Raw genomic sequence first — 23,722 nt, forward strand, 5'->3', positions numbered from 1 at the left:
TCGCCTGTGTGGCAAGGGATCGGCTAGAGCACCACGCCCAGCTCGTGCTTGACCAGGGCCAGCAGCTTGGTGGTGTCGATCGGCTTGAGCAGGAAGTCCACCACGCTCAGGTGCATGGCGGCGATGGCATCGCGGACATCGGCGTCGCCGGAAATGATGATGATCGGCAGCGCCGCCCGCTCCGATTCACGCACCTGGCGGATCAGGTCCAGGCCATTGCAGGGCGCCATGCGCAGATCGGTGATCAACAGGCCGATGGATTTATTCGATTCAAGCAACTCAAGTGCGGCCTTGCCACTGGCCGCCGTGATGCAACGGATGCCATCCAGGCCAAGAATCTCCGCAAGCAGCTCCCGTGCATCCTTGTCGTCATCGGCGATCAGCACCCGCTGGGGCGGCAGATCCGGTTCCAGCATGACCGCACTCAGGGCCTCGCGCTCGGCGTCACTCAAAATATCGTGGTCGGGCATACATTTCTCTACATGAACAGATCAATCCCCTAGCACAGTGGTCAGACATCGCTAAGCAGGCCTCCAATGTGCACTTCGTCGGAAAAATTGCCAAGAGTCTTGATCAGAGCTTTTTCGCATTGATTGCCGACGCTTCAAAGCCAAATGTCCGGCCCCTGGGGCGCTACCTAGACTTACGTCCAATGGGCACCCCAGACGTTGCAGCCGACCATGCCGTGATCCGACCACAACAAATCCAAAAAGACTGCGGTAATCGTTATGAGTAAAGCGGACGCCTTCACCCAGGCCGGGAAGACCGCGGTGTTGCAGAACATCCAGGGGACCGTGCAGTTCCTACAACGGTTCCCGCCGTTCAACCAGATGGAGCAGCTGCATCTGGCCTACCTGGTAGAACAATGCCAACTGCGCTTCTACGGCCCCGGCGACAGCATCATCAAGCCGGCCGACGGCCCGGTTGAGCACTTCTATATCGTCAAGCAGGGCCGCGTGGTGGGCGAACGCACACACGCCGCCAAGGGCAGCACCGAGACCACCTTCGAAATCACTTCCGGCGAGTGTTTCCCCCTGGCCGCGCTGCTGGGCGAGCGCGCGACCCGCACCGAGCATCGCGCCGCCGAAGATACGTTCTGCCTGCAACTGAACAAGGGCGCTTTCATCAAGCTGTTCGCACTGTCCGCGGAGTTTCGCGACTTCGCCCTGCGTGGAGTCAGCAGCCTGCTGGACCAGGTCAACCAGCAAGTCAAACACAAAGCCGTGGAAACCCTCGGCACCCAGTATTCCCTGAACACCCGCCTGGGCGAGCTGGCCATGCGTCATCCGGTGGCCTGCTCACCGCAGACGCCGCTGCGCGAAGCCGTGGCGCTGATGCATGAGCAGCAGGTAGGCAGCATCGTGGTGGTGGACGAACGCAAGGCCCCGCTGGGGATCTTCACCCTGCGCGACCTGCGCCAGGTGGTGGCCGACGGCACCCAGGACCTCAACCAGCCCATCGAACAGCACATGACCCAGGCGCCGTTCTTCCTCAGCCCGGACCACAGCGCCTTCGACGCCGCCATCGCCATGACCGAGCGGCATATCGCCCACGTCTGCCTGGTGAAAGAACAGCGCCTGTGCGGCGTGGTTTCCGAGCGCGATCTGTTTTCCCTGCAGCGAGTCGACCTGGTGCACCTGGCGCGGACCATCCGCAACGCGCCCCGGGTCGAACACCTGGTGGCGCTGCGGGGCGAGATTGGCCAATTGGTGGAGCGCATGCTGGCCCACGGCGCCTCCTCGACCCAGATCACCCACATCATCACCCTGCTCAACGATCACACCGTGTGCCGGGTCATCGAACTGACCCTGGCCGACAAGGGCGACCCCGGCGTGCCTTTCAGCTGGCTGTGCTTTGGCAGTGAAGGCCGACGCGAACAGACCCTGCACACCGACCAGGACAACGGCATCCTGTTCGAGGCCCGGGACGCGGCCCACGCGGCAGAAATCCGCGGCAAGCTGCTACCCATCGCCCAGCAGATCAACCAGAGCCTGGCCATGTGCGGTTTCACCCTGTGCAAGGGCAACATCATGGCCGGCAACCCCGAGTTGTGCCTGTCCCGTGCTGAATGGGCCCGGCGCTTCGCGGCCTTCATCCGTGAGGCCACCCCGGAAAACCTGCTGGGTTCGAGCATCTATTTCGACCTGCGGGTGGTCTGGGGCGATGAACAGAGCGCCGAACAACTGCGTCGGGGCATCCTCGACCAGGTGGCGGACAACCGTCTGTTCCAACGCATGATGGCGGAAAACGCCCTGCGCCAGCGCCCGCCCGTGGGGCGTTTTCGCGAGTTCGTGCTGGCCAGGAAAAATGGCGAAAAGGCCACCCTGGACCTCAAGGTCCAGGGCCTCACCCCCTTCGTCGACGGTGCCCGTCTACTGGCCCTGGCCAACGGCATCGGCGCGATCAATACCCTGGAGCGCCTGCGCCAGCTGGTGTCCAAACAAGTGATCGAGCCCCTGGACGGCGCCGCCTATGAAGAGGCCTATCACTTCATCCAGCAGACCCGCATGCAGCAGCACCAGCGCCAGACCCGGGAGAACCAGCCCTATTCCAACCGGGTCGACCCGGACAGCCTGAACCACCTGGACCGGCGCATCCTGCGTGAATCCCTGCGCCAGGCCCAGCGCCTGCAAAGCAGCCTGGCCTTGCGGTACCAGCTATGAGCCTGTTTGCCTGGTTCCGCCCCGCAGTCAGCCTGCTGAGCGCCGAGCAGCAACAGCGTCGCGATCGGCTACCGGCCTTCACCGAGCTGAATGAAAGCAGCCTACGAGAGCAGCGCTGGGTAGTGGTGGACGTGGAAACCACCGGCCTCAACCTCAACCGCGACCAGGTGCTGTCCATTGGCGCGGTGGTGATCGAAGACGGTGCCATCGACTTCAGCCAGCAGTTCGAGCGCACCCTGCAACGCGAGGGCCACAAGCTCAGCCCCAGCGTACTGATCCACGGCCTGGGGCCCAGCGCCATCGCTGCCGGCTGTGATCCGGTGGAGGCCCTGCTGGATTTCATGGAGTTCGTCGGCGACAGCCCGCTGCTGGCCTTTCATGCCCCGTTCGACCAGCACATGCTCGGCCGGGCGCTGAAGGACAGCCTGGGCTACCGCCTGCAACACAGCTTCCTCGATGTGGCGGACATGGCGCCGCTGCTGTGTCCCCAGGCCCAGATCCGCCAAGCCGGGCTGGACGACTGGGTGCGCTGGTTCAACCTGCAAGTGGTGGAGCGGCATAACGCGGCGGCCGATGCCCTGGCCACCGCGGAGCTGGCGCTGATCCTGTTCAACCGCGCCCGCCAGCAGCAGATCCACAGCCCGCTGAACCTGCAACAGCGCCTGGGCCAGTGGAAACGCCGGCAGCAGGCACCTTCGTTCTGAGCCACCACATTGTGGCGAAGGAGCTTGCTCCCGCTTGGCCGCGCAGCGGCCGTAGAACCTGAGTACTGGATCTAACAGATACAACGCCTTGGGCGTGCTGCGCACGCCAACGGGAGCCAGTTCCCTCGACACAACTGGCTCCTTGTCTTGGGCACCCACCCTCTTTCAGCCACAAGGCAGCCGACCAGCGTCAATTGCGCCACTGTTTCGCCTCTGCCACAATCGCGAATAATTCTCGTTAGTTTAAACTTCTCGATTGGTGAGTTCCGTTGTCGTCAGTCCAAAGCCCTCACAATGAGCTGGTTGGTGCGTTGTATCGCGACCATCGTGGTTGGCTGTTGGCCTGGCTACGGCGCAACGTTGCCTGCAGCCAGCGGGCCGAGGACCTGAGCCAGGACACCTTCGTGCGCCTGCTGGGCCGCGACGAACTCAAGGCGCCCCGGGAGCCGCGGGCGTTTCTGGTGGCCATCGCCAAGGGTCTGCTGTTCGACTATTTCCGGCGCGCCGCGCTGGAACAGGCTTACCTCAGCGAACTGATGCTGATCCCCGAAGGCGAACAACCGTCGCCCGAAGAACAGCAGATGATCCTCGAAGACCTCAAGGCCATCGACCGCCTGCTGGGCAAGCTCTCCAGCAAGGCGCGCATGGCCTTCCTCTATAACCGCCTCGACGGCCTGAGCCACGCCGAGATCGCCGAACGCCTGGGGGTCTCGGTGCCAAGGGTGCGCCAATACCTGGCCCAGGGCATCCGCCAGTGCTACATCGCCCTGTACGGGGAGCCGCTATGACCCCCATGAGTTCCAAGCCGGTGTCGGCCCAGGTGCTGGATGCCGCCATCGCCTGGCAGCTGTCGCTGGATGGCGGCGCCAGTGCCGTGGAGCGCGAAGAGTTTGCCAAGTGGCACGCAGCCCATGAAGAACACGCCCGCGCCTGGCGCCAGTTGGGCATGCTCGACCAGCACTTCAGCGTGGCCACCGGCCCGGCCCGCAGCGCCTTGCTGCAATCGCGCGAAGGCCTGCGCCGGCGCGTACGCAAGCTGGGGCGCGGGGTCGCCAGCATCGTGCTGTTCGGCGGTCTGGCGCTGTTTGCCGGGGAGCGCTACCTGCCGGTGGACTACTGGCTGGCGGACCAGCGCACCGCCACCGGCGAGCAGCGCACCCTGCGCCTGGTCGATGGCACGGTGATCAACCTCAATACCCACAGTGCGCTGGATGTGCGCTTCGATGAGAAGCAACGGCGGATCGTGCTTCAGGAAGGCGAGATCCTGATCGAGACCGGGCACAACGACAGTCGGCCGTTCATCGTCGAAACCCGCGACGGCCGAATGCGCGCCCTGGGCACACGGTTCCTGGTCAAGCGTGAAGACCAGGGCACCCGCCTCGGGGTACTGCAATCGGCGGTGGCGGCACGGCCGGAAGCCGGCCAGGACGAGCAGGTGTTCAAGGAAGGCCAGCAAGTGCTGATGCGCCGTGACGGCCTAGGCCCGCTGCAGGCCCTGAACCTGGGCGCCGATGCCTGGACCCGGGGCATGCTGGTGGTGGACAACGCCCGCCTCGGTGACCTGATCGATGAGCTGGGCCGTTATCGCCGTGGTCACCTGGGCGTCGCACCGGAAGTGGCCGACCTGCGCATCACCGGCAGCTTCCCGCTGCAGGACACCGACCTGGCGCTCAATGCCCTGCTGCCGACCCTGCCCGTGAAGATCGAGCGGCACACCGCCTGGTGGGTGACGGTGGTGGCCAAGGCCGACGCCAAGCGCTGAGGTTGGTGTCGCAGCCTTCGCCAGCAAGCTGGCTCCTACACCGATCCCGTAGGAGCAGGCTTGCCAGCGAACCACCCCGACCGATCTAAATCTAAATTATTTTCAATTCGCCCTATCACTTTTCCAATCTCGTCCGGCACCTAGGCAATTGCGAAACATTTCCATTCAGGAGCCGCCGTATGCCCCGCCCGCTAGACACCCTGTTGCGCCCCAGTCTCTTGGCCGTTGCCATCGCCCTCAGCGCCCCCCTGGCCAGCCCGGCGCTGATGGCTGCCGAACAATCTTCCAGCGTGCGCGCCTACAACCTGCCGGCCGCGCCCCTGGCCAGCACCCTGAACCAGATCGCCAGCCAGGCCGGCCTGGCCCTGAGCCTGAATCCGTCCCTGGCGGCGGGCAAGACCTCGGCCCCGGTCAAGGGCCAGTTCGATGCCCCGGGCGCCTTGCGTGAAGCCCTGCGCGGCACCGGCCTGCAGCTTGAACACAGCGATGCCGGCAGCTACAGCCTGGTGACCATCCCCGACGGCGTGGTGGCCTTGCCGGAAACCAATATCACTGGCCAGGGCAGTTATGAAACGGCCTGGGGACCGGTTGAGGGTTACATGGCCAAACGCACGGCCGTCGGCACCAAGACCGATACCGAACTGCGCGAAGTGCCCCGCTCCATCTCAGTGGCTACCCGTGAGCAGATGAGCGACCGCGCGGTGCAGAACCTCGACGATGCCGTGCGCTACATGCCCGGCGTCACCGCCAGCAGCTACGGCAGCGACAGCCGTGCCGAATGGCTGAAAGTGCGGGGCTTCGAACCTACCCAGTTCCTCGATGGCCTGCCCCTGCCCAAAGGCACCTACACCATGCCCAAGCTGGAAACCTGGGACCTGGAGCGCGTGGCCCTGCTTCGTGGCCCGGCGTCTTCGGTCTACGGCCAGACACCGCCCGGGGGACTGCTGGACATGGTCAGCCGCCGTCCGGAGGACAGCAGCAGCCACGAAGTGCAACTGCAGATCGGCAGCTACCAGCGCAAGCAGATCAGCTTCGACAGCACCGGGCCCATCGATGACCAGGGACGCTTCCTGTATCGCGTCAGCGGCGTGGTCCGCGACAGCAACACCGCCATCGAACACAACCAGGACAAGCGCTACAACCTGGCCCCCAGCCTGACCTGGAATATCGACGAAGACACCAAGCTGACCTTCCTCAGCCAGTTCAACCGCGACGATACCGGCATCACCAGCCAGTTCCTGCCGTTGCAGGGCACCAAGCTGGCGAGCCCGGCAGGCGAGATCAAGTACCACAAGAACCTTGGCGACCCGAGCTGGGAATACTACGACAAGACTTACTACGCACTGGGTTACGCGTTCGAGCATCGCCTGGATGACGTCTGGCAGTTCCGCCAGAACCTGCGCTACACCAAGAGCGACCTGTCGTTCCAGGGCATCACCGCCGGTGGCAGCTTCTGGCCCAACAAGCCCGACCAGGCAGTGAGTGCCGACGGCACCGTGCGCCGTGGCGCCAACATCGTCAACGAGGACATCAGCCAGTTCGCCGTGGACAACAACTTCCAGGCCGACTTCAACACCGGTGAGCTCAAGCACACCCTGTTGCTGGGCCTGGATCACCAGCGCGTCAACACCAACTACAAGTGGCTGTACGGTGAAGCGCCCACCAGCAACATCATCAACCCGATCTACGGCCAGGACTTCAGCAAAGTCGCCTACTTTGCCTACAACGATTACAACCAGAAGCGCCAGGGCACCGGGCTCTATGTCCAGGACCAGATGGCCCTGGACAACTGGCGCCTGACCCTGGGCGGACGCCAGGACTGGCTGCACACCGACTCCAGGTTCTACAACATCACCAACAAGCCCCACGACGAGCGAGACGATCACGCCTTCACCGGCAACGCAGCCCTCAGCTACGTCTTCGACTCCGGCTTCACCCCCTACATTTCCTATGCCGAATCCTTCCAGGCCGAGCCCGGCGGCAACGCCAAAGGCCAGGCCTTCGAACCCAGCACTGGCAAGCAGTACGAACTGGGCCTCAAGTACCAGCCTCCGGGCAGCGAGATGCTGTTCACTGCCGCGGTATACGACCTGACCCGGCAGAACATCGTCCTCACCGACAGCCTGGGCGTCAGCCGCCCACTGGGTGAGGCCAAGGTCCGCGGCTTCGAGCTGGAAGCGGTGGGCAACGTCAATGAGAACCTCAAGCTGACGGCCGCCTATACCTACGCCAACAGCAAGATGACCAAGGTCGGCGACCCTCAGGACAAGAACCGTCCGCTGCCATTGACCCCGGAAAACCAGGCCTCGATCTGGGCCGACTACACCTGGCACAACGGGCTGCTGGACGGTTTCGGCGTAGGCTTCGGAGCCCGCTACATCGGCGAGACCAACAACGTTCCGGCAGGCAACCTGGCCTATGTAGCCCGCAAATCCGACGGCGATACCGCGGCCTATACCGTCTACGACGCTGCGGTGCATTACGACCTCGGCCGCCTGGACAACTCGCTCAAGGGCGCCAGCGTAGCCCTCAACGCCAACAACGTATTCGACAAGGAATACATGTCGACCTGCGACGGTACCTATTGCTACTACGGCGACCGCCGCAACGTCATGGCCAGCGTGAATTACAAATTCTAAGAAGGGAAATCCCTCACCCAAGGGCCGCCTGAACCGCGGCCCTTTTGCCTGTTGGAGCCTTGATGAAAAGCAAGACAATCCGCCGCTGGTCCTTTATCCACACCTGGACCAGCCTGATCTGCACGGTGTTCCTGCTGATGCTGGCGCTTACCGGCCTGCCGCTGATCTTTCACCACGAGATCGACCACCTGCTGGGGGACTCCCCCGAGCTGCGGCAAATGCCCGCCGACACCCCGCACCTGGACCTGCAACAGCTGGTCAAGGCCGCCGAGGCTCATCGCCCGGGTGAGGTCATGCAGTACTTCGGCTGGGACGAGGACGAACCCAATGGCGTGATGACCATCATGGCCAGAACCGCCGGCACCGAGCCCAACGCCTCCCACACCTTCATGCTCGACGCCCGCACCGGCGAGGCCGTGGCCATGCCTTCGGCCAATGGCGGGCTGATGATGGTCATGCTGCGCCTGCACGTGGACCTGTTCGCCGGTCTGCCAGGCAAGCTGCTGCTGGCCTTCATGGGCATCCTCTTCGTGCTGGCGATCATCTCCGGCACGGTGCTCTACCTGCCGTTCATGCGCCGCCTGAAGTTCGCCACGGTGCGCCAGGACAAGTCCAGCCGCCTGCGCTGGCTCGACCTGCATAACCTGATCGGCGTGGTAACCCTGACCTGGGCCCTGGTGGTGGGCGTTACCGGCGTGATCAGCGCTTGTGCCGACCTGATCATCGCCGCCTGGCGCAACGACAGCCTCAGCGCCATGGTCGCGCCCTACCGCGACGCGCCGCCACTGACCTCACTGGCGCCGGCCAGCCGCCTGCTGGATATCGCCAGGGAAGCCGCCCCGGGCATGCAGCCGGACTTCATCGCCTTCCCCGGCACACGCTTTTCCAGCGAGCATCACTACGCGGTGTTCCTCAAGGGCAGCAGCCACCTGACTTCGCACCTGCTGACCCCGGTGCTGATCGACGCCAGTAGCCTGCAGGTCACCGCCGTGGCCGGGCGGCCCTGGTACATGGACGCCATGGGCATGTCCCAGCCGCTGCATTTCGGCGACTACGGCGGCATGCCGATGAAGGTGCTGTGGGCGGCGATGGACGTGCTGACCATCATTGTCCTGAGCAGCGGCCTGTACCTGTGGCTAGCCCGCCGGCGAGCCGGCAAGTCGATGCCGCAGGTGCGCCCATGAAACCCCGGCAATCGAACTTCTGGAAGGTCTTCGCCGCGCCCCTGGGCATTGGCCTGCTCTGCGCCGCCGGGTTGTTCGCGGCGCTACTGGGAGACGGGGCCTGGGACAGCCTGAGCTGGCTGGGCCTGGGCCTACCGACGCTGATCGCCCTGCGCGGCCTGTTGCGGCGCAAGCCGGCGGCCTGAACCTGGCGCCGGGAAACCACGCCACAGGTACATCGAGAGCCCGAGGCCGATCAGCATCACCGGGATGAACAGGCGATTTTCCAGCAGCGCCTCGATGGCCACCAGCACGCTGAACAACGCCAGCCCCAGCAGCGGCACATAGCTGGCCGCCAGGCTCCAACGCCAGGGCTGGGTCACCGGGTCGGGCCCGCGCCAGGCCAGCAGTGCGCAGCCCAGGCCCGGCAGGGCCAGTGCCGGCAGGGCCCAGTACCAGGCCATGTAGGCGAACGCCATGACCAGCTCCGGCTCCCCTTCGCCCTTGCGGCGGAACTCGTATTGCAAGGCCAGATACACCGCCAGCGCGCCCAACAGGGTCAGGGCCAGGCTGTACAACCCGTGTAGAAGATAGGACCTGCGCACTCATCACTCCTCGTCTGTATCGCCAATCGCCCCTGTGGCCAATGCCACAGGCTGCGCTAAGATCCCCGGGCTGCGAGACTTCCACCCGCGAGGAATATTCATGTCCACCCCAAGCATGACGCTGTTCCACAACCCGGCATCACCTTACGTACGCAAAGTCATGGTGCTGCTGCATGAAACCGGGCAGTTGAACCGGGTCGCCCTGCAAGCCAGCCAGTTGAGCCCGGTAGCTCCGGACGCCGCGCTGAACCAGGACAACCCCCTGGGCAAGATCCCCGCCCTGCGCCTGGACAACGGCCAGGTGCTGTACGACAGCCGGGTAATCCTCGACTACCTGGACCAGCAGCACGTCGGCAACCCGCTGATCCCCCGGGACGGCTCGGCCCGCTGGCGGCGCCTGACGCTCGCGGCCCTGGCCGACGGGATCATGGACGCCTCGGTACTGGTGCGCTACGAGCTGGCCCTGCGTGCCCCGGAAAAACACTGGGAACAGTGGCTCGACGGCCAGCGCGACAAGATCCGCCGAGCCCTGGCGGTGCTGGAAGCCGAAGCGATTGCCGAACTGGCCAGCCACTTCGATATTGCCGCCATCAGCGTTGCCTGCGCCCTGGGCTACCTGGATTTCCGCCACCCCGACCTGGAATGGCGTCAGGACCATCCCCAGCTGGCCGCCTGGTACTTCGAGATCAGCCAGCGCCCGTCGATGCTGGCGACCCGGCCGCCGGTCTAATCGGTCAGGCGATCGGGCCTCTTCGTCGGCAAGCCGGCTCCTGCAGCACGGGGCATGGCTTGCTGGCGTACCAGCCACCAGGCATCGAGCGGAAACAACTGGCCGATGCGCTGCGCCAGATGCTCCCGCTGGCGCTGATCCTCACGCAAACCCAATGACCTACTCATGGACGGCCTCCAGATCGAACTGCAAAGGCTGCGCTGCCTTGCGCTGGCCAATGCCATACCAGTCCAGCTTGCGGGTCAGCACCATGAACACGCCCAACAGCCCGAACAGCAGCAGCGAGCCCATCAGCAGCGCGTAATCCTCGGCGCTGAGCAGGCCATAGAGCAGGCCGTACAAGGCCGCCAGCGCGATCGCGAACAGCGCGCCGTTACGCCAGCTGTGCAGCACATGGCTGACATAGAAGCCGATCAGCCCCACACAGGCTGCCGCTGATATGCCATAGGCCAGCGCAAAGCCCAGGTGCTCCGATAGCGACAGCAGCAACAGGTAGAAGAACGCCAGGGCCACGCCCACCAACCCGTACTGGATCGGGTGCACCGACAGGCTCTTGAGTACCTCGAAGAGAAAGAAGCCGGCGAAGGTCAGGCCGATGAACAGCAAGGCGTATTTGATGGCCCGGTCGCTCTTCAGGTACTGGTCCACCGGGTCGATGAAACTCACGCCGAAGCTGCGGCCGTTGAAGTCCTGGCATTGCGTGCCGAATGCGCAACGCTCCATGGCCTGTTCCAGGTTGGTGGAGAAAAACGAGGTCTGCCAGATGGCTGAAAAGCCCTGCTCGGTCACTTCACGCTGCACCGGCAGGTAGTTGCCGATAAAGCTCGGGTGCGGCCAGTTGGCCGTCAGCAGGACCTTGCTGGTCTTGCCCACCGGCAGCACCTGCAACTGGCCGGTACCCTGCAGGCGCAGGTCGAAGGCGAAATCCAGGCGGGTGTTCTTTTTCAGGTCCAAAGGCGGCAGCAGCACATGCACGCCTTCATCCAGCCAGCTGACAAAGGTGCCCGGGGCGAAGTCCAGGGTCTGGCCGTTGAGTTGCAGTTGCAGGGCGTTCTCGATGCCGCGGATATCGCTGATGCCCACCGCCAGGAAGGGCTGGTCGAACTGGTAGTCGGCAAAATCTTCCTTGATCCCGTATTGCTCGGGCACGGCGAAATGGCCGCTGATGTGATTGTCGGCGTGGAACAGCCGAGCCTCGTAGATGCCCCGGGCACGCAGCTCGGTCTGGGCCTTGCCGTCCAGCTCGAAGTGTTCCGGCAGGAAGAACATGCGCCCTTGCTCCTCGCCGATTTCCTGATAGCGCTTCTTGGTCTTTTCGTCGGTCTTCCAGGTGCGCACGGTCTTGCGGTAATCCACCACCATCACCGGGCCGCGGATCTGCTGCTGGGTGCTGGAGCTGCGGGCAATATCGTCGAGCACGCCGTCGCGCAGGCTCTGGCGCTCGCTGATCAGGCCGCTGATCATCAGCAGCGGTATCAGCAACAGCAGGATCAACAGGCCAATGGCCCCGAGTTTGAAGGTCAGGTTGCGGTTCATGAGGCTCTCCCGGTTCGAATGGGAGAGAGTCTGGAACGCGGCTATGGGGGTTTTATGGAAGCAATGTGGAGAGTCTGTGGAGAATCCCCGCTCAGGGCAGGCGCAAGGTCACCTGCACCCCGCCCGGAACGTTATCGATACGCATCTGGCCGCCATGCAACTGCACCACTTCCTCGACGAAGTTCAGCCCCAGGCCGGTGCTCTTGCGTCCGCTGTCCGGGCGCGGCAGGGAATAGAACCGCTCGCACAGGCGCGGCAGGGCATAGTCCGGAATCGGCTCGCCCTGGTTGAACAGCACCAGCTCCACGCCCTCCTCCACAGGTTGCGCGCTGCAACGCAACAGGCCGCCCACGGGGCTGAAGTCCAGGGCATTGGTCAGCAGGTTGCCCAGGGCCTGGCGCAGCAGGAACGGCTCGCCGGACCAGGCCAGGTCCGCCGGCACCCGAAGTTCCACCTGCAGTTGCTTGCCTTCGATACGCCCGTGCTGGCTGTTCAGCAGCTCCTTGCACAACGGCGCCAGGGGCACATTCACCTGCTCTTCCAGGCCCTGGCGCTGCTCCACCTGCGCCAGGTTCAGCAGGCGCTCGATCAACTGCTGCATGCGCGCGCTTTCGCTGTCGATATTGCCGACGAAACGCTGGCGCTGTTCCAGGGGCATTTCGCCCTGCAGCAGCTCCGCCGCCCCGCGAATCGCCGCCAGGGGGCTTTTCAGTTCGTGGGTCAGGGTATGCACGTAGCGCTCGACGTAGGCCTTGCCTTCGAGCTGGGTGCGCATGTGTTCCACCGCCGTGGCCAACTGCTCCATTTCACCGCCGCGATAGTGCGGCAACTCGGCCCGGCGCCCTTCGCTGACCGCCAGGGCATAGGCGGTCATGCGCCGCAGCGCGGCGCTCAGCCACCAGGACAGCAAGGCACCGAACAGCAGGCCCATGGCGATCAGCCCGGCGCCGTACCACAGCAGGCGCCGCTCGGTGCGGTCGACATAGGGCTGCAGGGAACTGTTGGGCTTGGCCACAGTGACCACGCCGATGATCTGGCCGTTGTCGCGGATCGGCGCACCCACGTGCATCACCGAGGAGTTGGGATCGTCGGCCAGCGAGCGCGACGAGCGCGCGCCGTACTGGCCGCGCAGGGTCAGGTACACGTCGTTCCAGCGCGAATAGTCCTGGCCCACCGCCAGGCCGCTGGAATCCAGGACCACGATGCCCTTGGCGTCGGTCACGTAGATGCGGTGGTTGACCTGATTCTTCGGCAGGCCCCAGATGGTCGCCGCCGGTTGCCGCTCGCCATAGGCACGCAACAGCTGCGGCCAGCGGTTCTCGCTGAGGGTGCCGGCCTTGAAGTCATCCCGCAGGATCTCCGCCAGCAGGTTGGCGGTGTCCACCAGGGTTTCCTCGGTGGACTGGCGGACCCCGGGACGGATCTCCTTCATCACCGTGCTCAGCACGAAATAGCCGGTCAGGCTGATGAACAGCAAATAGACCAGGAAGATCCGCAGCCCCAAGGTCATCAGGCGTGGCTCGGGCTGTAGCTGTAGCCCAGGCCGCGATGGGTCTGGATCGGTTCGGCCTGGGCCGCCACCAGGCGCAGCTTGGCCCGCAGGCTTTTGATATGGCTGTCGATGTTGCGCTCGTAGCCCACATCCGCCATTACCCCCAGGGCGTCCAGCAACTGCTCGCGGCTGAACACCCGCTCGGGCTGTTCCAGCAGGCATTGCAGCAGGCGGAACTCATGCCGGGTCAGGCTCAGGGGCTGGCCACGGTAACTGATCTGCACCCGCTCAGGGTCAATCACGAACAACGCCGCGACCGCCTCGGGAGCCACCCGCGGGACCATGCGCTTGAGGATCGCCTTGACCCGCGCCGCCACTTCCCGCGGGCTGAAGGGCTTGACCACATAATCGTCGGCACCGATTTCCAGGCCCACCACCCGGTCGATCTCGCCGTCCCGGGCACTGAGGAACATCACCGGCACCTCGCTGAAGCGCCGCAGTTGCTTGCAGGTTTCGAAGCCGCTGATATCCGGCAGGCCGATGTCGAGGATGATCAGGTCCGCCGGGCTCGCCTGTTGATGCTCCAGGGCCGCACGGCCCAGGCTCAGCCAGGTGGTAGTGAAGCCTTCGCCTTGCAGGGCAAAGATCAGGGTGTCGGCAATCGCCGCTTCGTCTTCGACAATCAGGATATGGGGCATGGCATCCAAGCACGCAAATTCAGTGGGCGAACGGTGCCGGATGCCTGGTAAGTCGTCAATCAGCAGTCGGGTTTATCGGCGGTATAACGCCGCGCCGGGTTCACCGCCGCACCGAATTCGCGCAGGGCCTTGGCGCCAATCAGCAGCGGGTAGTTGAAGCTGCTGCGGTCGGTGAGGTTGACCTCCACCGTGCGCTTGACGTTGCCCAGGCACATTTCCAGTTCCACCACCGGGCGCTTGGCCGCCTGCGGCTCTTCCCGGTCATCGTCCTCGTCGGAACGGCTCTTGATCTTGCTGATGCGCGCCACCTTATGTTCGTAGACCTTGCTGCCAGCGTCCTTGGTGGCCAGGCGGAAGCGCACCCAGTCCTCGCCATCGCGGGTGAAGGTCTGGATATCCTTGGCCGACAGCGAAGCGGTCAGGGCCCCGGTGTCCATCTTGGCTTGCAGGGTTTCGCCGATTTCCGGCAGGCGGATGTATTCGTAACGGCCATACAGGGTCGGCTCGGCAGCCATCACCGGCAGCGCCAACAGAGACACAAGAGCAAGGACAGATTTCACGACGGTGGATTCCTTGAAGAAAGTGGGCAGCGGGATTTTAGACCGCTGCCAACGAATTGGTTCTACCCGAGCCCCGTAGGAGTCGGCTTGCCGGCGAAAGGGCCCCGATAGACACCCCAGCCAATTGCCACCCACCCTACCCGCCCCCAGGTGAAACATTCGTCAGCACACTAGAATTTGGCCTGCCCGCCGAAGCTGCTTATCATGGCGCGCCCAAAAGATTGCAAAGAGTGCCTTATGCGCCGCCTGCTCACCGGCTGTTTCGTCACCCTGCTCCTGCTGCTCAACACCCTGGTGCTGTTCGGCCCGTTGATGGTGTTCGCCCTGCTCAAGCTGGTCCTGCCCGGGCGCCTGCGTGACTACGCCTCGGCCGCGGTGATGTGGATCGCCGAGACCTGGGCCGAGATCGACAAGCTGATCTTCGCCCTGTGCATCCCCACCCGCTGGGACATACGCGGCGGCGAGGGCCTGCGGGTCGACACCTCCTACCTGGTGGTGAGCAACCACCAATCCTGGGTCGACATCCCGGCCCTGATCCAGACCCTCAACCGGCGCACGCCGTTCTTCAAGTTCTTCCTCAAGAAGGAACTGATCTGGGTGCCGTTCCTGGGGCTGGCCTGGTGGGCCCTGGACTACCCCTTCATGAAGCGCTACAGCAAGGCCTTCCTGGCCAAGCACCCGGAACTGCAAGGCAAGGACCTGGAAATCACCAAGGCTGCCTGCGAGCTGTTCAAGCGCCAGCCGGTGACCGTGGTCAACTACCTGGAGGGCACCCGCTTCACCCCGGCCAAGCGCCAGCAGCAGGGCTCGCCCTTCCAGCATCTGCTCAAGCCCAAGGCTGGCGGCGTGGCCTTTGTCCTCGCGGCCATGGGCGAACAGCTGGACGCCATGCTGGATGTCACCGTGGTCTATCCCCAGGAACGCATTCCCGGTTTCTGGGACCTGATCTGCGGCAGCGTGCCCAAGGTGATCATCGACATCCGCACCCGCGAACTGGACCCCGCGCTGTGGCAGGGCGATTACGAAAACGACCCGGCGTTCCGCCAGCAGGTGCAGGACTGGGTCAACCGGCTGTGGACCGACAAGGACCAGCGCATCAGCGAGTTGCTGGGCGAAAGCCGCTGATCAATCGCTGATCACGTGCGGCAGGAAGCGGCTGCTGTCCTTGGTGATCGGCGAGTTGTCCTCACGAATGCCGATACCCGCCGGCTGGTCCCCGATCACCCAACTGCCGATCACCGTGTGGTTGCCGGCAAACACCGGCAAGGGGTGGAACTGCTGGCGGATGCAGGGCCCGCCGCCGTAGGGCCCGGCCTCGATCAAATGCTCGCCGCCTTCGGTGCAGATTTCCACATTGGCGCCCTCTCGGGAAAAGAACGGCTTGCGCACCCAGCCCGGGCCCAGGCTGGCGGAGGGGTCGTCGTCGATAAACGCCGGCAGCAGGTTCGGGTGCCCCGCATGCCGTTCCCAGAGCAGGGCCAGCGCGCCCTTGTTGGAGAGAATGGCTTTCCACGGGGGCTCGACAAACTGCGTGCGGCTGCCGGCAATGGCCGGGCCAAAGGCTTCGTTGAACAGGTGCTCCCAGGGGTAGAGCTTGAACAGGCTGTCGATGGGGGTGCCCAGCAGGTCGACGAAACGCCCGCCGGCATTCAGGCCGATGTCCTCGATGTCGAGCAACCGCGTCCCCAGGCCAGCCTGACGGGCAATGTCGCGCAGGTATTCGACCGTGCCGCGGTCTTCGAGCGAATCCCTGACCGAGGCAAAGTGCATCGGCGACTTGAAGCCGCCCTGGACGAAGGCCTGGAGCAGCTTGTCCTCGATGCTGTTGAACTGGTCGCAGCCGGCCGGCAATTGCCCGCGCTGCATCTGCTGTTCGAGCCAGACGTACTGGAAGAAGCTCGCCTCGTACAGCGAGGTCGGCGTGTCGTAGTTGGTTTCCAGGAGCTTGGCCGGGCCGGTGCCGTCGTAGCACAGGTCCATGCGCCCATAGAGGTGGGGGTCGCCCTGCTTCCATGACTGGCGGATCAACTCATGAAAGGCCGCAGGGATAGCCAGGCGCTCCAGCAGTTCCTCGCTGTCCACCACCTCGGCCACCAGGGCCATGCACAGCTCGTGCAGTTCCTGGGTCGGGTCTTCCAGGTCGTCCTCGATCTGCCGCAGGCTGAAGCGGTAGTAGGCCGACTCGTCCCAGTAAGGCTCACCGTCGAAGGTGTGGAAGGCAAAACCCAGTTGCTCCGCCGTGGCTTGCCAGTCCGCACGCGGGGTGCTGGGGATGCGCTTCAAGAACCGAAGCTCCAACTGCTGCGGCTGGAGGAACCGAAGCCGCTGCGGCTGACCACTTCATGGGCGCCGGCCAGCGGGTTGCCGGCGCTGGTGAAGTGTTCCGGGCTGGATATCCCGAAGCGCCCGCCACTGGCGCCGGAGAAGGTCTTGCCGGCCTCCACCTGCTGGCTGAGGGTGCTCAGCTGGGTACCGCCACGACCATCGCGCTGCTTGTACAGGGCCTCGCTGAAATAGCGCGGTTCAGGGGTCGAATCCAGGCCGATCCAGCGCCAGAAGCGCGAGCCCGAGCTGGAGCCACCACCACCACCACCACCACCACCACCACCACCACCACCACCACCACCACTGGAGCTGGTCTGTTGTTCTTCTTCGGGCTTGTCCGGCACCGTGCGCTGGGAGGTCAGGGCAAAACCGCTGGAAATCGGTACATAGGCTCGGTTATCGCGCGAGACCATGCAGTTGGCGGTGACGAAATCCTCCTCGCAACGTTGCAGGTCCAGGTAACGCGGGGCCACACGCTCCCCACGCTCGCGGGCGTCATCGCGGGCGGCCTGGCAAATGGCGGACGGAATCTGTGCCCGTTCGCATTCGCTGACGCTGCTGAAATTCTGGGTCTGGCGCACTTCCCGGGTCGCCTGGGGCTGGCCGTCACAGGCGGCCAGGGCAAACGGCACGCTGCCCAGCAACACCAGGCGCACGCTCTTGCTGCGTTTCATGGCCGCGCCCTCAGACCGAAGGAGTCATGCAGGCCGCGTTCAGCAGGCCGACACCGACAGAAACCGATGCCACCAGGATCGCCGCCGCGTACTCCTGGCTGGCAATGCGCTGGGACAGGCCCTTGAGGATCAGGCTGACCACAAAGAACGCCAGCAGCTGCACCACCGCGGCGATGCCGGCCCAGAGCAGGAAGTCGATGATCGAGATTGAATGGGAAATAGCGCTGGCCACCGGAATGGCAAAACCCAGCAAGGCACCGGACAGGGCGATGGAAGCCGCGCTGTTGCCCTCGCGGATCAGGGCGAATTCGTTATAGGGGGTCAGGCGCGTATAGATGAACGCATAGAGGGCAAAGACCAGGGCCGCGCCCAGCATGTAGAGCATGAAACCGAGCACCGCATCGGCGGGCAGAGACATCTTCAGTGCATCCATGAACATCGCGTTCAAGCTTCCTTGGAAAACGGGGCGCGAGATATAGCACAGGCCCGATTCGGCGAAAACTCCGGGAAAGGTAAAGACCAGGATTGCAGGAAACTGGGAGGGCCCCGGCGCGCCAGGCGCCGGGGCCGGAGCGCGCTACTTGGCCACGCCCCAGATGCCGCTCAGGCTTTGCAGCAGGGAGCCGCCAACGCCCTGCTGGCCCAGGTACTGCAGGATCACCGGCGCAAACTGGCCGATCATGCCGCTGTCCATGCCCAGGGCGCCGAAGGCGTTGTTCAGGTCATTGGTGTCCTTGACGTCGCCCAAGGCGCTGTCCAGGCCCTTGGTCTGCCCGGACGACTGGCCCAGCAGGCCGCTCAGGGCACCCAGGCTGCCCAGGGCGTTGCTGCCCGAGAGCTTGTCCAGGCCCGGGACACTTTTGCTCAACTGGGAATAGTCGGTGCTGCTCAACTGGTTCTTCGCCAGGCCAAGCATGGCGCCCGTACCGCCGATGGCTTGCTGGGGAGTGACATTCAGTTGCGAACCCAGGGCTCCGAGCAGGCCGGCGGTCTGGGAAGTGGGGGCCGCGGCGGCAGCCTTGTCGCCGCCCTGCATGCCGGAAATGGCATTGGCCGCGTCGTTCAGGCTGAAACCGCCGGCCAGGGCCGAACCGGCTGCCAGGGTCATCAGGGTAGCCAAGGCGAAACCGCGTGGAATATTCATCGAAACAACCTCATGGGGCAGGAAACCACCCGTGTTCGGATGGCTGGAAAACAGCCTTTTGACTGAAGCATCGGGCGAATGTTCCGAAAGTGACGCAGCGGCGCCCGCACCCTGTGGATTTTAGTCGAGAATCACGCATCCACGGCTCGCCGCTCTGCGTATATGCAGCAACGACGACCGGCGCAGGCACATCGGCACCGGCCGTAGCAGGAGGTCGCAACCCGTGAATGGAACAACCGCCCACCCTGGACTACCCTCTGGCTGGATCGACCGTTGCCAGCCGTGGTCCATTCATTTGCCACCTGCCTGGAGAACCGCCATTTCCGCTCTCGACCCCGATCAACTGCGGCACTTGCTGGCCCAGTGCTCACTGGGCGATCGCCGCGCCTTCGAAACCCTGTACCGCAGCGTTGCCCCGTGCCTGAATGGGGTGGCCCTGCGCTTCATGGGCCGCCGCGACCTGGCCGAGGAGGTGCTGCAGGAAAGCTTCGTGCGCATCTGGAACAACGCCGTGCGCTACCAGCCGCACCTGTCCGCCCCCCTGACCTGGATGATCAACATCACCCGCAACCAGGCCATCGACCAGTTGCGCAAACAGCGCGAACGGCCCCTGGGCGAACTCGAAGAACAACAGCTGGAGGATCAAAGCCCTTCAGCCCACGACCAACTGGACAGCGCCCGCAAGGCCCGGGCCCTGAACCGCTGCCTGGAAAGCCTGGAGGGCATGCAACGCCAATCCATCACCGTGGCCTACTTCCAGGGCCTGTCCTGCTCGGAACTGGCCGAGCAGCTGGCCGCCCCCCTGGGCTCGGTCAAGTCCTGGATCCGCCGCGGCATGGAACGCCTGCGCAGGTGCCTTGAATCATGAATTATCGAACCCCCGAACGGCGCCGCGCCCTCGCCGCCGACTACGCCATCGGCCTGATGCAGGGCGCCGCGCGCCGGCGCTTCGACATGCTCCTGCTGGACGACCCGGCCCTGCGTGAGGAACTGGCGCAGTGGCAGGAGAGCCTCGCCAGCCTGACCGACGCCTTGCCTGAAGAGTTGGTGCCCGAACGAGTCTGGGAGGGTATCCAGGCGCGCATCGAACCCCAGGTCCTGCATGTGCCGAAGAAAAATCCACTGTGGATGCGCCTGCGCTTGGCGATTGCCGCCTGCGCCGTGCTGGCGACCCTGTACATCGGTTTTATCCAGCAGAGCGATCGGGTGCGCTACAGCGCCACCCTGCTCAGCGCCGACCAGCAACCGGCCCTGCGGATCAAGGCCCATGCCCAGTACCTGCAAGTCGAACCCTTGACCCTGGCCGCAGTCGGCCTGGATCGCAGCCTGGAACTCTGGGCGATTCCTGCCGATGGCAAGCCTATTTCCCTCGGCGTGGTGCCGGTAGGCGGCCAAGGCAAGATCAACCTGAGCCCGGCCCAACGCGAACTGCTGGGCACCCCGATCGCCCTGGCCGTGAGCCTGGAGCCCCACGGCGGCTCACCTACTGGGCAACCCACCGGGCCGGTGTTGTACCAGGGGCAATTGGCGGCGCTGTAACAGGCACCTGCTGCCGCAGGAACGGGCTTGCCCGCGAACGCCGTCAGGGTAAACTCCGCGCCCAGGCCCCCCGCCGCGTCCTTGCAGGCAGGCCCTTGCCTGCCATGCAAGCCCCCGCCTCGCCTGGCGCCATCCATCGAACGGACTCTTATGAAAGCTGCGCTCTACAGCGGTCTCCTGCTGGCCCTGGCAATCGCCGTCTTGCTCTGGCGAATCGGCACCCCGGTCGATAGCAGCCAATGCGCCGACACGCCCCCGGGCCCCCTGACCGGCTTCATCCGCCAGCACTTCAGCGATCGCCAGGGAGCCGACTGGCGCGACGACGGCAGTGCCTTGGGCATTCTTGGCGTTGCCGAGGCCCAGGCGTTCGCCCGCCAACCCGAGCGTTACTACTGCGAAGCCCTGAACCTGCTGCAGGACCCAGAGCGAACCCAGACGGAAAAGGTGCATACCACGGCCCTGATGCTGTCCCTGCCCCTCGACTACTACCTGGACCTCATGGACCGCAGCCACCAGCTGTACCAACGCGGCGCCATGGACCGCCCCGTCCTGACCCTGGTGCTGATACCAAGAGGCACGGCGCTGAACTACTGGTGGCTGCCCCAGTGGCGCTCGCGCTTCCAGCGGGATGCGCCAGGCATCCTGGCCGAGACCGACATAAAGGAAATCCTGAGTGGCGAACACTGGTTCGACTACCCGGGTAGAGGCTATTGATCAGGCTTGATTGGCGGGCAACACAAACCCGCCAATAGGCGGGTTTGTACAATCTGCATTAGGCTATCTGAACAATTCGGCATGGCTGCCCAGGTCGACAAAGGTCACAAGACCGGCTCGGGCCACGTCATAAATCAGCAGAAAATCGCCACCGATATGACACTCCCTGAAACCGTCCCACTCCCCCTTCAGCGCATGATCGAGATACTGCGCCGGTAGCGGCTCCCCCAGGAACAGCAGCACCATGACCTTGCGCACTTCGTGCATGTCACGACGCCCTGCACGCCGATAGCGCTCCCAGGACTTTTTAAACTCCGGCGTTTGTGCGCATTGCCTGGGCAGGTCAGCGCGCTTTGGGTTCCTCTCCGGCTTCGCCATCAGCATCCCTCAACATGTCGTCAATCGAGTCGTACTGACGACGAATCTCACGCGCCTGCGCCATGGCTCGAGCGGTTTTCTCCGATGGGACACGCACTTCGAAAGGCAGCCCCTGCACGGCCACAACCTGACGCAGGAAAAGACGCATGGCCTCGCTCAGGCTCAGCCCACAGGCATTGAGCACAGCGGTGGCACTGACCTTCAAATCCTCGTCTATGCGGCAACGCACGTCAGTGGTTTTCAGTAATGCAGCCAAGGTATCACCTCTATTCGTTATTTGTAGCTACATTGTGGCTACGTTTTTCCATTCTGCGAGGTCGACTCTTTGCGGTCAACCGATTTCAGTGGACCGGACTCGTAAACAGGACCTCATGCACGTTCAGCGACGCCACAGCGGACGAAACCTTCTGCAAGACATCAACCACCCGACGCCTTGCCGCCCCTGCGCCGGCGGCTTATAGTCCGCCGGTCGCCCAGATGGCGACCGGGTTTGGCGACCCGTTAGATACAAGGCGTACACGGTTTCCGCACACAGTGGAAAACGTGAGCGCATGCGCATCCGTTGCTTCATGGCAGCTGTGCGCGGGAGACCTTAGGGTCTGCCGGGTTCTTGTGTCTCCGGTTCGCCAACCTGCGTACAGCTGCCACCCAATGCTTGGCGACAAATGAGTGGCGGCATTCAGGAAGACGACACAGGAGTGTTATCGAATGAACCGTTACATGCCGATCACCGGCCACGACTGCAACATTCCCTCTCTACTGATCGATACCCAGGCGCCGCTGGACGTGCTCCATGAAGCCGCCGCCTTCCGTATCCGCGCCGTGACCCAGGTGCTGGAGCAACTGGCCTTGAGCGATGCCCTGGGCAAGGACCCGGTACTGGCCCAGGAGTTGGCCCAGCTCTGCGCCATTCCCTTGCGCGATGGCTGCGACCTGATGGATGTGCTGGGACGGCGCTTGTGCGCCACACTGATCGCCTGATTGAAAGTGCCTCCCCCCAGAAGAAAAAACGCCGCGTTCTCGGCAAGAGAAGGCGGCGTTTTAAGTGACTGACAGGCTTCAACCCAAAGGCTGACTGTCCTCAGGCAGCGCTGAACAGCTTGTGCGGGTCGATGACGAATTTCTTCGGCACGCCGGCGTCGAACTCGCCATAGCCGCGCGGGGCGTCGTCGAGGCTGATGACTTCAACCCCCACCACGTCGGCGATGTTGATGCGGTCCCACATGATGGCCTGCATCAGTTGGCGGTTGTATTTCATCACCGGGGTCTGGCCGGTGTGGAAGCTGTGGGACTTGGCCCAGCCCAGGCCGAAGCGGATGCTCAGGCTGCCCATCTTCGCCGCGGCGTCCACCGCGCCCGGGTCTTCGGTGACGTACAGGCCGGGAATGCCGATCTTGCCCGCCACCCGCACCACGCCCATCAGCGAGTTGAGCACGGTGGCCGGGGCTTCGTGCTGAGCACCGGCATGGCCGTGGCCACGGGCTTCGAAGCCCACGGCGTCCACTGCGCAGTCGACTTCCGGCTCACCAAGCAAATCGGCGATCTGTTCGTGCAGCGGGGTGTCCTTGGACAGGTTGGCAATTTCAAAACCCTGGGCCTTGGCGTGGGCCAGGCGCACCGGGTTGACGTCGCCGACAATCACCACCGCCGCCCCCAGCAAGCGCGCAGAAGCGGCGGCCGCCAGACCGACCGGACCGGCACCGGCCACATAAACGGTGCTGCCCGGGCCAACGCCAGCAGTGACGGCGCCGTGATAACCGGTGGGTAGGATGTCGGAGAGGCAAGTCAAGTCGCGGATCTTCTCCATGGCCTTGTCGCGATTCGGCAGTTTCAGCAAGTTGAAGTCGGCGTAAGGCACCAGCACGTACTCGGCCTGGCCACCGGTCCAGTCGCCCATGTCGACGTAGCCGTAGGCACCACCGGCGCGAGCCGGGTTGACGGTCAGGCAGACCCCGGTGTGCTGTTCCTTGCAGGAGCGGCAGCGCCCGCACGCGACGTTGAACGGCACCGACACCAGGTCACCGATCTTCAGGTTCTCGACGTCGCTGCCCTTCTCGATGACTTCGCCGGTGATTTCATGGCCCAGCACCAGGCCGACCTGGGCGGTGGTACGGCCACGGACCATGTGCTGGTCCGAACCGCAGATGTTGGTGGAGACCACGCGCAGGATGACGCCGTGCTCAATCTTCCTGCCGCGCGGGTCCTGCATTTTTGGATAGTCGATTTTCTGTACCTCGACCTTGCCGCTGCCCAGATACACGACACCACGATTACCAGACATGCTTTCACCTCGCTGTTGTTGTTATGGAACCGCGTAACCCAAAGGGGAAACACGTGGATTGCTCGGGTACAGATGCTGTTTCGTTTTCAAAATCGCTTTCGCGCGAACAGGCGCA

27 protein-coding genes are annotated in these 23,722 nt (G+C 64.1%); 13 read left to right on the forward strand and 14 right to left on the reverse strand.

Going from position 1 to position 23,722, the window contains the following annotated elements; all coding sequences use genetic code 11:
- Positions 1 to 23: 23 nt before the first annotated feature.
- Positions 24 to 470 (reverse strand): response regulator, encoded by a 447-nt coding sequence (locus tag ABCR88_RS30190; protein WP_015637278.1) that lies wholly within the window; start codon positions 468 to 470, stop codon positions 24 to 26.
- Positions 471 to 728: 258 nt separating this feature from the next.
- On the opposite strand from ABCR88_RS30190, the gene ABCR88_RS30195 reads away from it, so the two are divergent.
- From ABCR88_RS30195 to ABCR88_RS30225, 7 genes are all read left to right on the forward strand, one after another.
- Positions 729 to 2,663, forward strand: coding sequence for a putative nucleotidyltransferase substrate binding domain-containing protein (locus tag ABCR88_RS30195; RefSeq protein WP_183001121.1), 1,935 nt, complete (start codon positions 729 to 731; stop codon positions 2,661 to 2,663).
- On the forward strand, positions 2,660 to 3,367 hold the full coding sequence (locus tag ABCR88_RS30200; RefSeq protein WP_041120139.1) for a 3'-5' exonuclease: 708 nt from the start codon (positions 2,660 to 2,662) through the stop codon (positions 3,365 to 3,367). Before ABCR88_RS30195 ends, ABCR88_RS30200 begins: the two co-directional genes overlap by 4 nt.
- Positions 3,368 to 3,636: 269 nt before the next feature.
- A complete protein-coding gene (locus tag ABCR88_RS30205) occupies positions 3,637 to 4,155 on the forward strand; it encodes an RNA polymerase sigma factor (RefSeq protein ID WP_011063879.1) in 519 nt (172 codons plus the stop codon).
- The gene (locus ABCR88_RS30210; protein ID WP_041120141.1) at positions 4,152 to 5,129 is read left to right on the forward strand and encodes a FecR family protein; all 978 of its coding nucleotides are present in this window, start codon (positions 4,152 to 4,154) and stop codon (positions 5,127 to 5,129) included. Before ABCR88_RS30205 ends, ABCR88_RS30210 begins: the two co-directional genes overlap by 4 nt.
- Positions 5,130 to 5,308: 179 nt before the next feature.
- Positions 5,309 to 7,768, forward strand: a complete 2,460-nt coding sequence (locus tag ABCR88_RS30215; RefSeq protein WP_350403795.1) for a TonB-dependent siderophore receptor — start codon at positions 5,309 to 5,311, stop codon at positions 7,766 to 7,768.
- A gap of 62 nt (positions 7,769 to 7,830) precedes the next feature.
- Positions 7,831 to 8,952 (forward strand): PepSY-associated TM helix domain-containing protein, encoded by a 1,122-nt coding sequence (locus ABCR88_RS30220; protein WP_325985310.1) that lies wholly within the window; start codon positions 7,831 to 7,833, stop codon positions 8,950 to 8,952.
- Complete coding sequence (locus ABCR88_RS30225) at positions 8,949 to 9,137, forward strand: hypothetical protein (protein ID WP_011063883.1); 189 nt, start codon at positions 8,949 to 8,951, stop codon at positions 9,135 to 9,137. Before ABCR88_RS30220 ends, ABCR88_RS30225 begins: the two co-directional genes overlap by 4 nt.
- Here the strand turns inward: ABCR88_RS30225 and ABCR88_RS30230 are convergent.
- Complete coding sequence (locus ABCR88_RS30230) at positions 9,084 to 9,536, reverse strand: hypothetical protein (protein WP_011063884.1); 453 nt, start codon at positions 9,534 to 9,536, stop codon at positions 9,084 to 9,086. The two genes, ABCR88_RS30225 and ABCR88_RS30230, sit on opposite strands and share 54 nt — an antisense overlap.
- A 100-nt stretch (positions 9,537 to 9,636) precedes the next feature.
- Between ABCR88_RS30230 and ABCR88_RS30235 the strand changes: the two genes are divergently transcribed.
- Complete coding sequence (locus tag ABCR88_RS30235; RefSeq protein WP_011063885.1) at positions 9,637 to 10,266, forward strand: glutathione S-transferase; 630 nt, start codon at positions 9,637 to 9,639, stop codon at positions 10,264 to 10,266.
- Here ABCR88_RS30235 and ABCR88_RS30240 read toward each other — a convergent pair.
- From ABCR88_RS30240 to ABCR88_RS30260, 5 genes are all read right to left on the reverse strand, one after another.
- Positions 10,263 to 10,433, reverse strand: coding sequence for a hypothetical protein (locus ABCR88_RS30240; RefSeq protein ID WP_155246651.1), 171 nt, complete (start codon positions 10,431 to 10,433; stop codon positions 10,263 to 10,265). The genes ABCR88_RS30235 and ABCR88_RS30240 overlap by 4 nt on opposite strands.
- Positions 10,426 to 11,802, reverse strand: a complete 1,377-nt coding sequence (gene creD / locus ABCR88_RS30245) for a cell envelope integrity protein CreD (RefSeq protein ID WP_325985312.1) — start codon at positions 11,800 to 11,802, stop codon at positions 10,426 to 10,428. The genes ABCR88_RS30240 and creD overlap by 8 nt, the downstream gene beginning before the upstream one ends.
- Before the next feature lie 91 nt (positions 11,803 to 11,893).
- Entirely contained in the window at positions 11,894 to 13,312 is a 1,419-nt protein-coding gene (creC, locus tag ABCR88_RS30250; protein WP_041120145.1) for a two-component system sensor histidine kinase CreC, read from the reverse strand.
- Complete coding sequence (gene creB, locus ABCR88_RS30255) at positions 13,312 to 13,992, reverse strand: two-component system response regulator CreB (protein ID WP_011063888.1); 681 nt, start codon at positions 13,990 to 13,992, stop codon at positions 13,312 to 13,314. The genes creC and creB overlap by 1 nt, the downstream gene beginning before the upstream one ends.
- A gap of 59 nt (positions 13,993 to 14,051) precedes the next feature.
- Positions 14,052 to 14,552 carry an ATP-dependent zinc protease gene (locus tag ABCR88_RS30260; RefSeq protein WP_011063889.1) on the reverse strand — a complete coding sequence of 167 codons (501 nt, stop codon included), beginning with the start codon at positions 14,550 to 14,552 and terminating at the stop codon, positions 14,052 to 14,054.
- A 237-nt stretch (positions 14,553 to 14,789) separates the two neighbouring features.
- On the opposite strand from ABCR88_RS30260, the gene ABCR88_RS30265 reads away from it, so the two are divergent.
- On the forward strand, positions 14,790 to 15,677 hold the full coding sequence (locus ABCR88_RS30265) for an acyltransferase (RefSeq protein ID WP_011063890.1): 888 nt from the start codon (positions 14,790 to 14,792) through the stop codon (positions 15,675 to 15,677).
- Here ABCR88_RS30265 and ABCR88_RS30270 read toward each other — a convergent pair whose 3' ends face one another.
- The 4 genes from ABCR88_RS30270 to ABCR88_RS30285 all read right to left on the reverse strand — a co-directional run bounded on the left by ABCR88_RS30270 (position 15,678) and on the right by ABCR88_RS30285 (position 18,695).
- On the reverse strand, positions 15,678 to 16,835 hold the full coding sequence (locus ABCR88_RS30270) for a glutathionylspermidine synthase family protein (protein ID WP_350403796.1): 1,158 nt from the start codon (positions 16,833 to 16,835) through the stop codon (positions 15,678 to 15,680).
- Positions 16,832 to 17,551, reverse strand: coding sequence for a DUF1190 domain-containing protein (locus ABCR88_RS30275; protein WP_350403797.1), 720 nt, complete (start codon positions 17,549 to 17,551; stop codon positions 16,832 to 16,834). Before ABCR88_RS30275 ends, ABCR88_RS30270 begins: the two co-directional genes overlap by 4 nt.
- Positions 17,552 to 17,561: 10 nt before the next feature.
- Positions 17,562 to 17,990 carry a DUF350 domain-containing protein gene (locus ABCR88_RS30280; RefSeq protein ID WP_011063893.1) on the reverse strand — a complete coding sequence of 143 codons (429 nt, stop codon included), beginning with the start codon at positions 17,988 to 17,990 and terminating at the stop codon, positions 17,562 to 17,564.
- A 138-nt stretch (positions 17,991 to 18,128) separates the two neighbouring features.
- Positions 18,129 to 18,695, reverse strand: coding sequence for a DUF2780 domain-containing protein (locus ABCR88_RS30285; RefSeq protein ID WP_011063894.1), 567 nt, complete (start codon positions 18,693 to 18,695; stop codon positions 18,129 to 18,131).
- Between the two features lie 265 nt (positions 18,696 to 18,960).
- On the opposite strand from ABCR88_RS30285, the gene ABCR88_RS30290 reads away from it, so the two are divergent.
- The 3 genes from ABCR88_RS30290 (at position 18,961) to ABCR88_RS30300 (ending at position 20,948) form a co-directional block, all read left to right on the forward strand.
- Positions 18,961 to 19,563, forward strand: coding sequence for a sigma-70 family RNA polymerase sigma factor (locus ABCR88_RS30290; protein WP_232512126.1), 603 nt, complete (start codon positions 18,961 to 18,963; stop codon positions 19,561 to 19,563).
- Positions 19,560 to 20,234 (forward strand): anti-sigma factor, encoded by a 675-nt coding sequence (locus ABCR88_RS30295; RefSeq protein ID WP_041120151.1) that lies wholly within the window; start codon positions 19,560 to 19,562, stop codon positions 20,232 to 20,234. Before ABCR88_RS30290 ends, ABCR88_RS30295 begins: the two co-directional genes overlap by 4 nt.
- Before the next feature lie 150 nt (positions 20,235 to 20,384).
- Positions 20,385 to 20,948: a hypothetical protein gene (locus ABCR88_RS30300; protein WP_015637292.1), complete on the forward strand. Its 564-nt coding sequence runs from the start codon at positions 20,385 to 20,387 to the stop codon at positions 20,946 to 20,948.
- 63 nt (positions 20,949 to 21,011) lie between these two features.
- On the opposite strand, the gene ABCR88_RS30305 is transcribed toward ABCR88_RS30300, so the two are convergent.
- Together ABCR88_RS30305 and ABCR88_RS30310 are read right to left on the reverse strand one after the other, a co-directional pair.
- Positions 21,012 to 21,332, reverse strand: a complete 321-nt coding sequence (locus tag ABCR88_RS30305; RefSeq protein WP_306766516.1) for a type II toxin-antitoxin system YafQ family toxin — start codon at positions 21,330 to 21,332, stop codon at positions 21,012 to 21,014.
- Positions 21,292 to 21,582 (reverse strand): type II toxin-antitoxin system RelB/DinJ family antitoxin, encoded by a 291-nt coding sequence (locus ABCR88_RS30310; RefSeq protein ID WP_015637294.1) that lies wholly within the window; start codon positions 21,580 to 21,582, stop codon positions 21,292 to 21,294. Before ABCR88_RS30310 ends, ABCR88_RS30305 begins: the two co-directional genes overlap by 41 nt.
- A 452-nt stretch (positions 21,583 to 22,034) precedes the next feature.
- Here ABCR88_RS30310 and ABCR88_RS30315 point away from each other — a divergent pair, with 452 nt between their 5' ends.
- A complete protein-coding gene (locus tag ABCR88_RS30315) occupies positions 22,035 to 22,307 on the forward strand; it encodes a hypothetical protein (protein ID WP_015637295.1) in 273 nt (90 codons plus the stop codon).
- A 100-nt stretch (positions 22,308 to 22,407) separates the two neighbouring features.
- Here ABCR88_RS30315 and fdhA read toward each other — a convergent pair whose 3' ends face one another.
- On the reverse strand, positions 22,408 to 23,607 hold the full coding sequence (gene fdhA / locus ABCR88_RS30320; protein WP_350403798.1) for a formaldehyde dehydrogenase, glutathione-independent: 1,200 nt from the start codon (positions 23,605 to 23,607) through the stop codon (positions 22,408 to 22,410).
- Between the last annotated feature and the right edge of the window lie 115 nt (positions 23,608 to 23,722).

This window comes from Pseudomonas sp. W17, assembly GCF_040268305.1.
GTDB classification, from domain to species: Bacteria; Pseudomonadota; Gammaproteobacteria; order Pseudomonadales; family Pseudomonadaceae; genus Aquipseudomonas; species Aquipseudomonas protegens.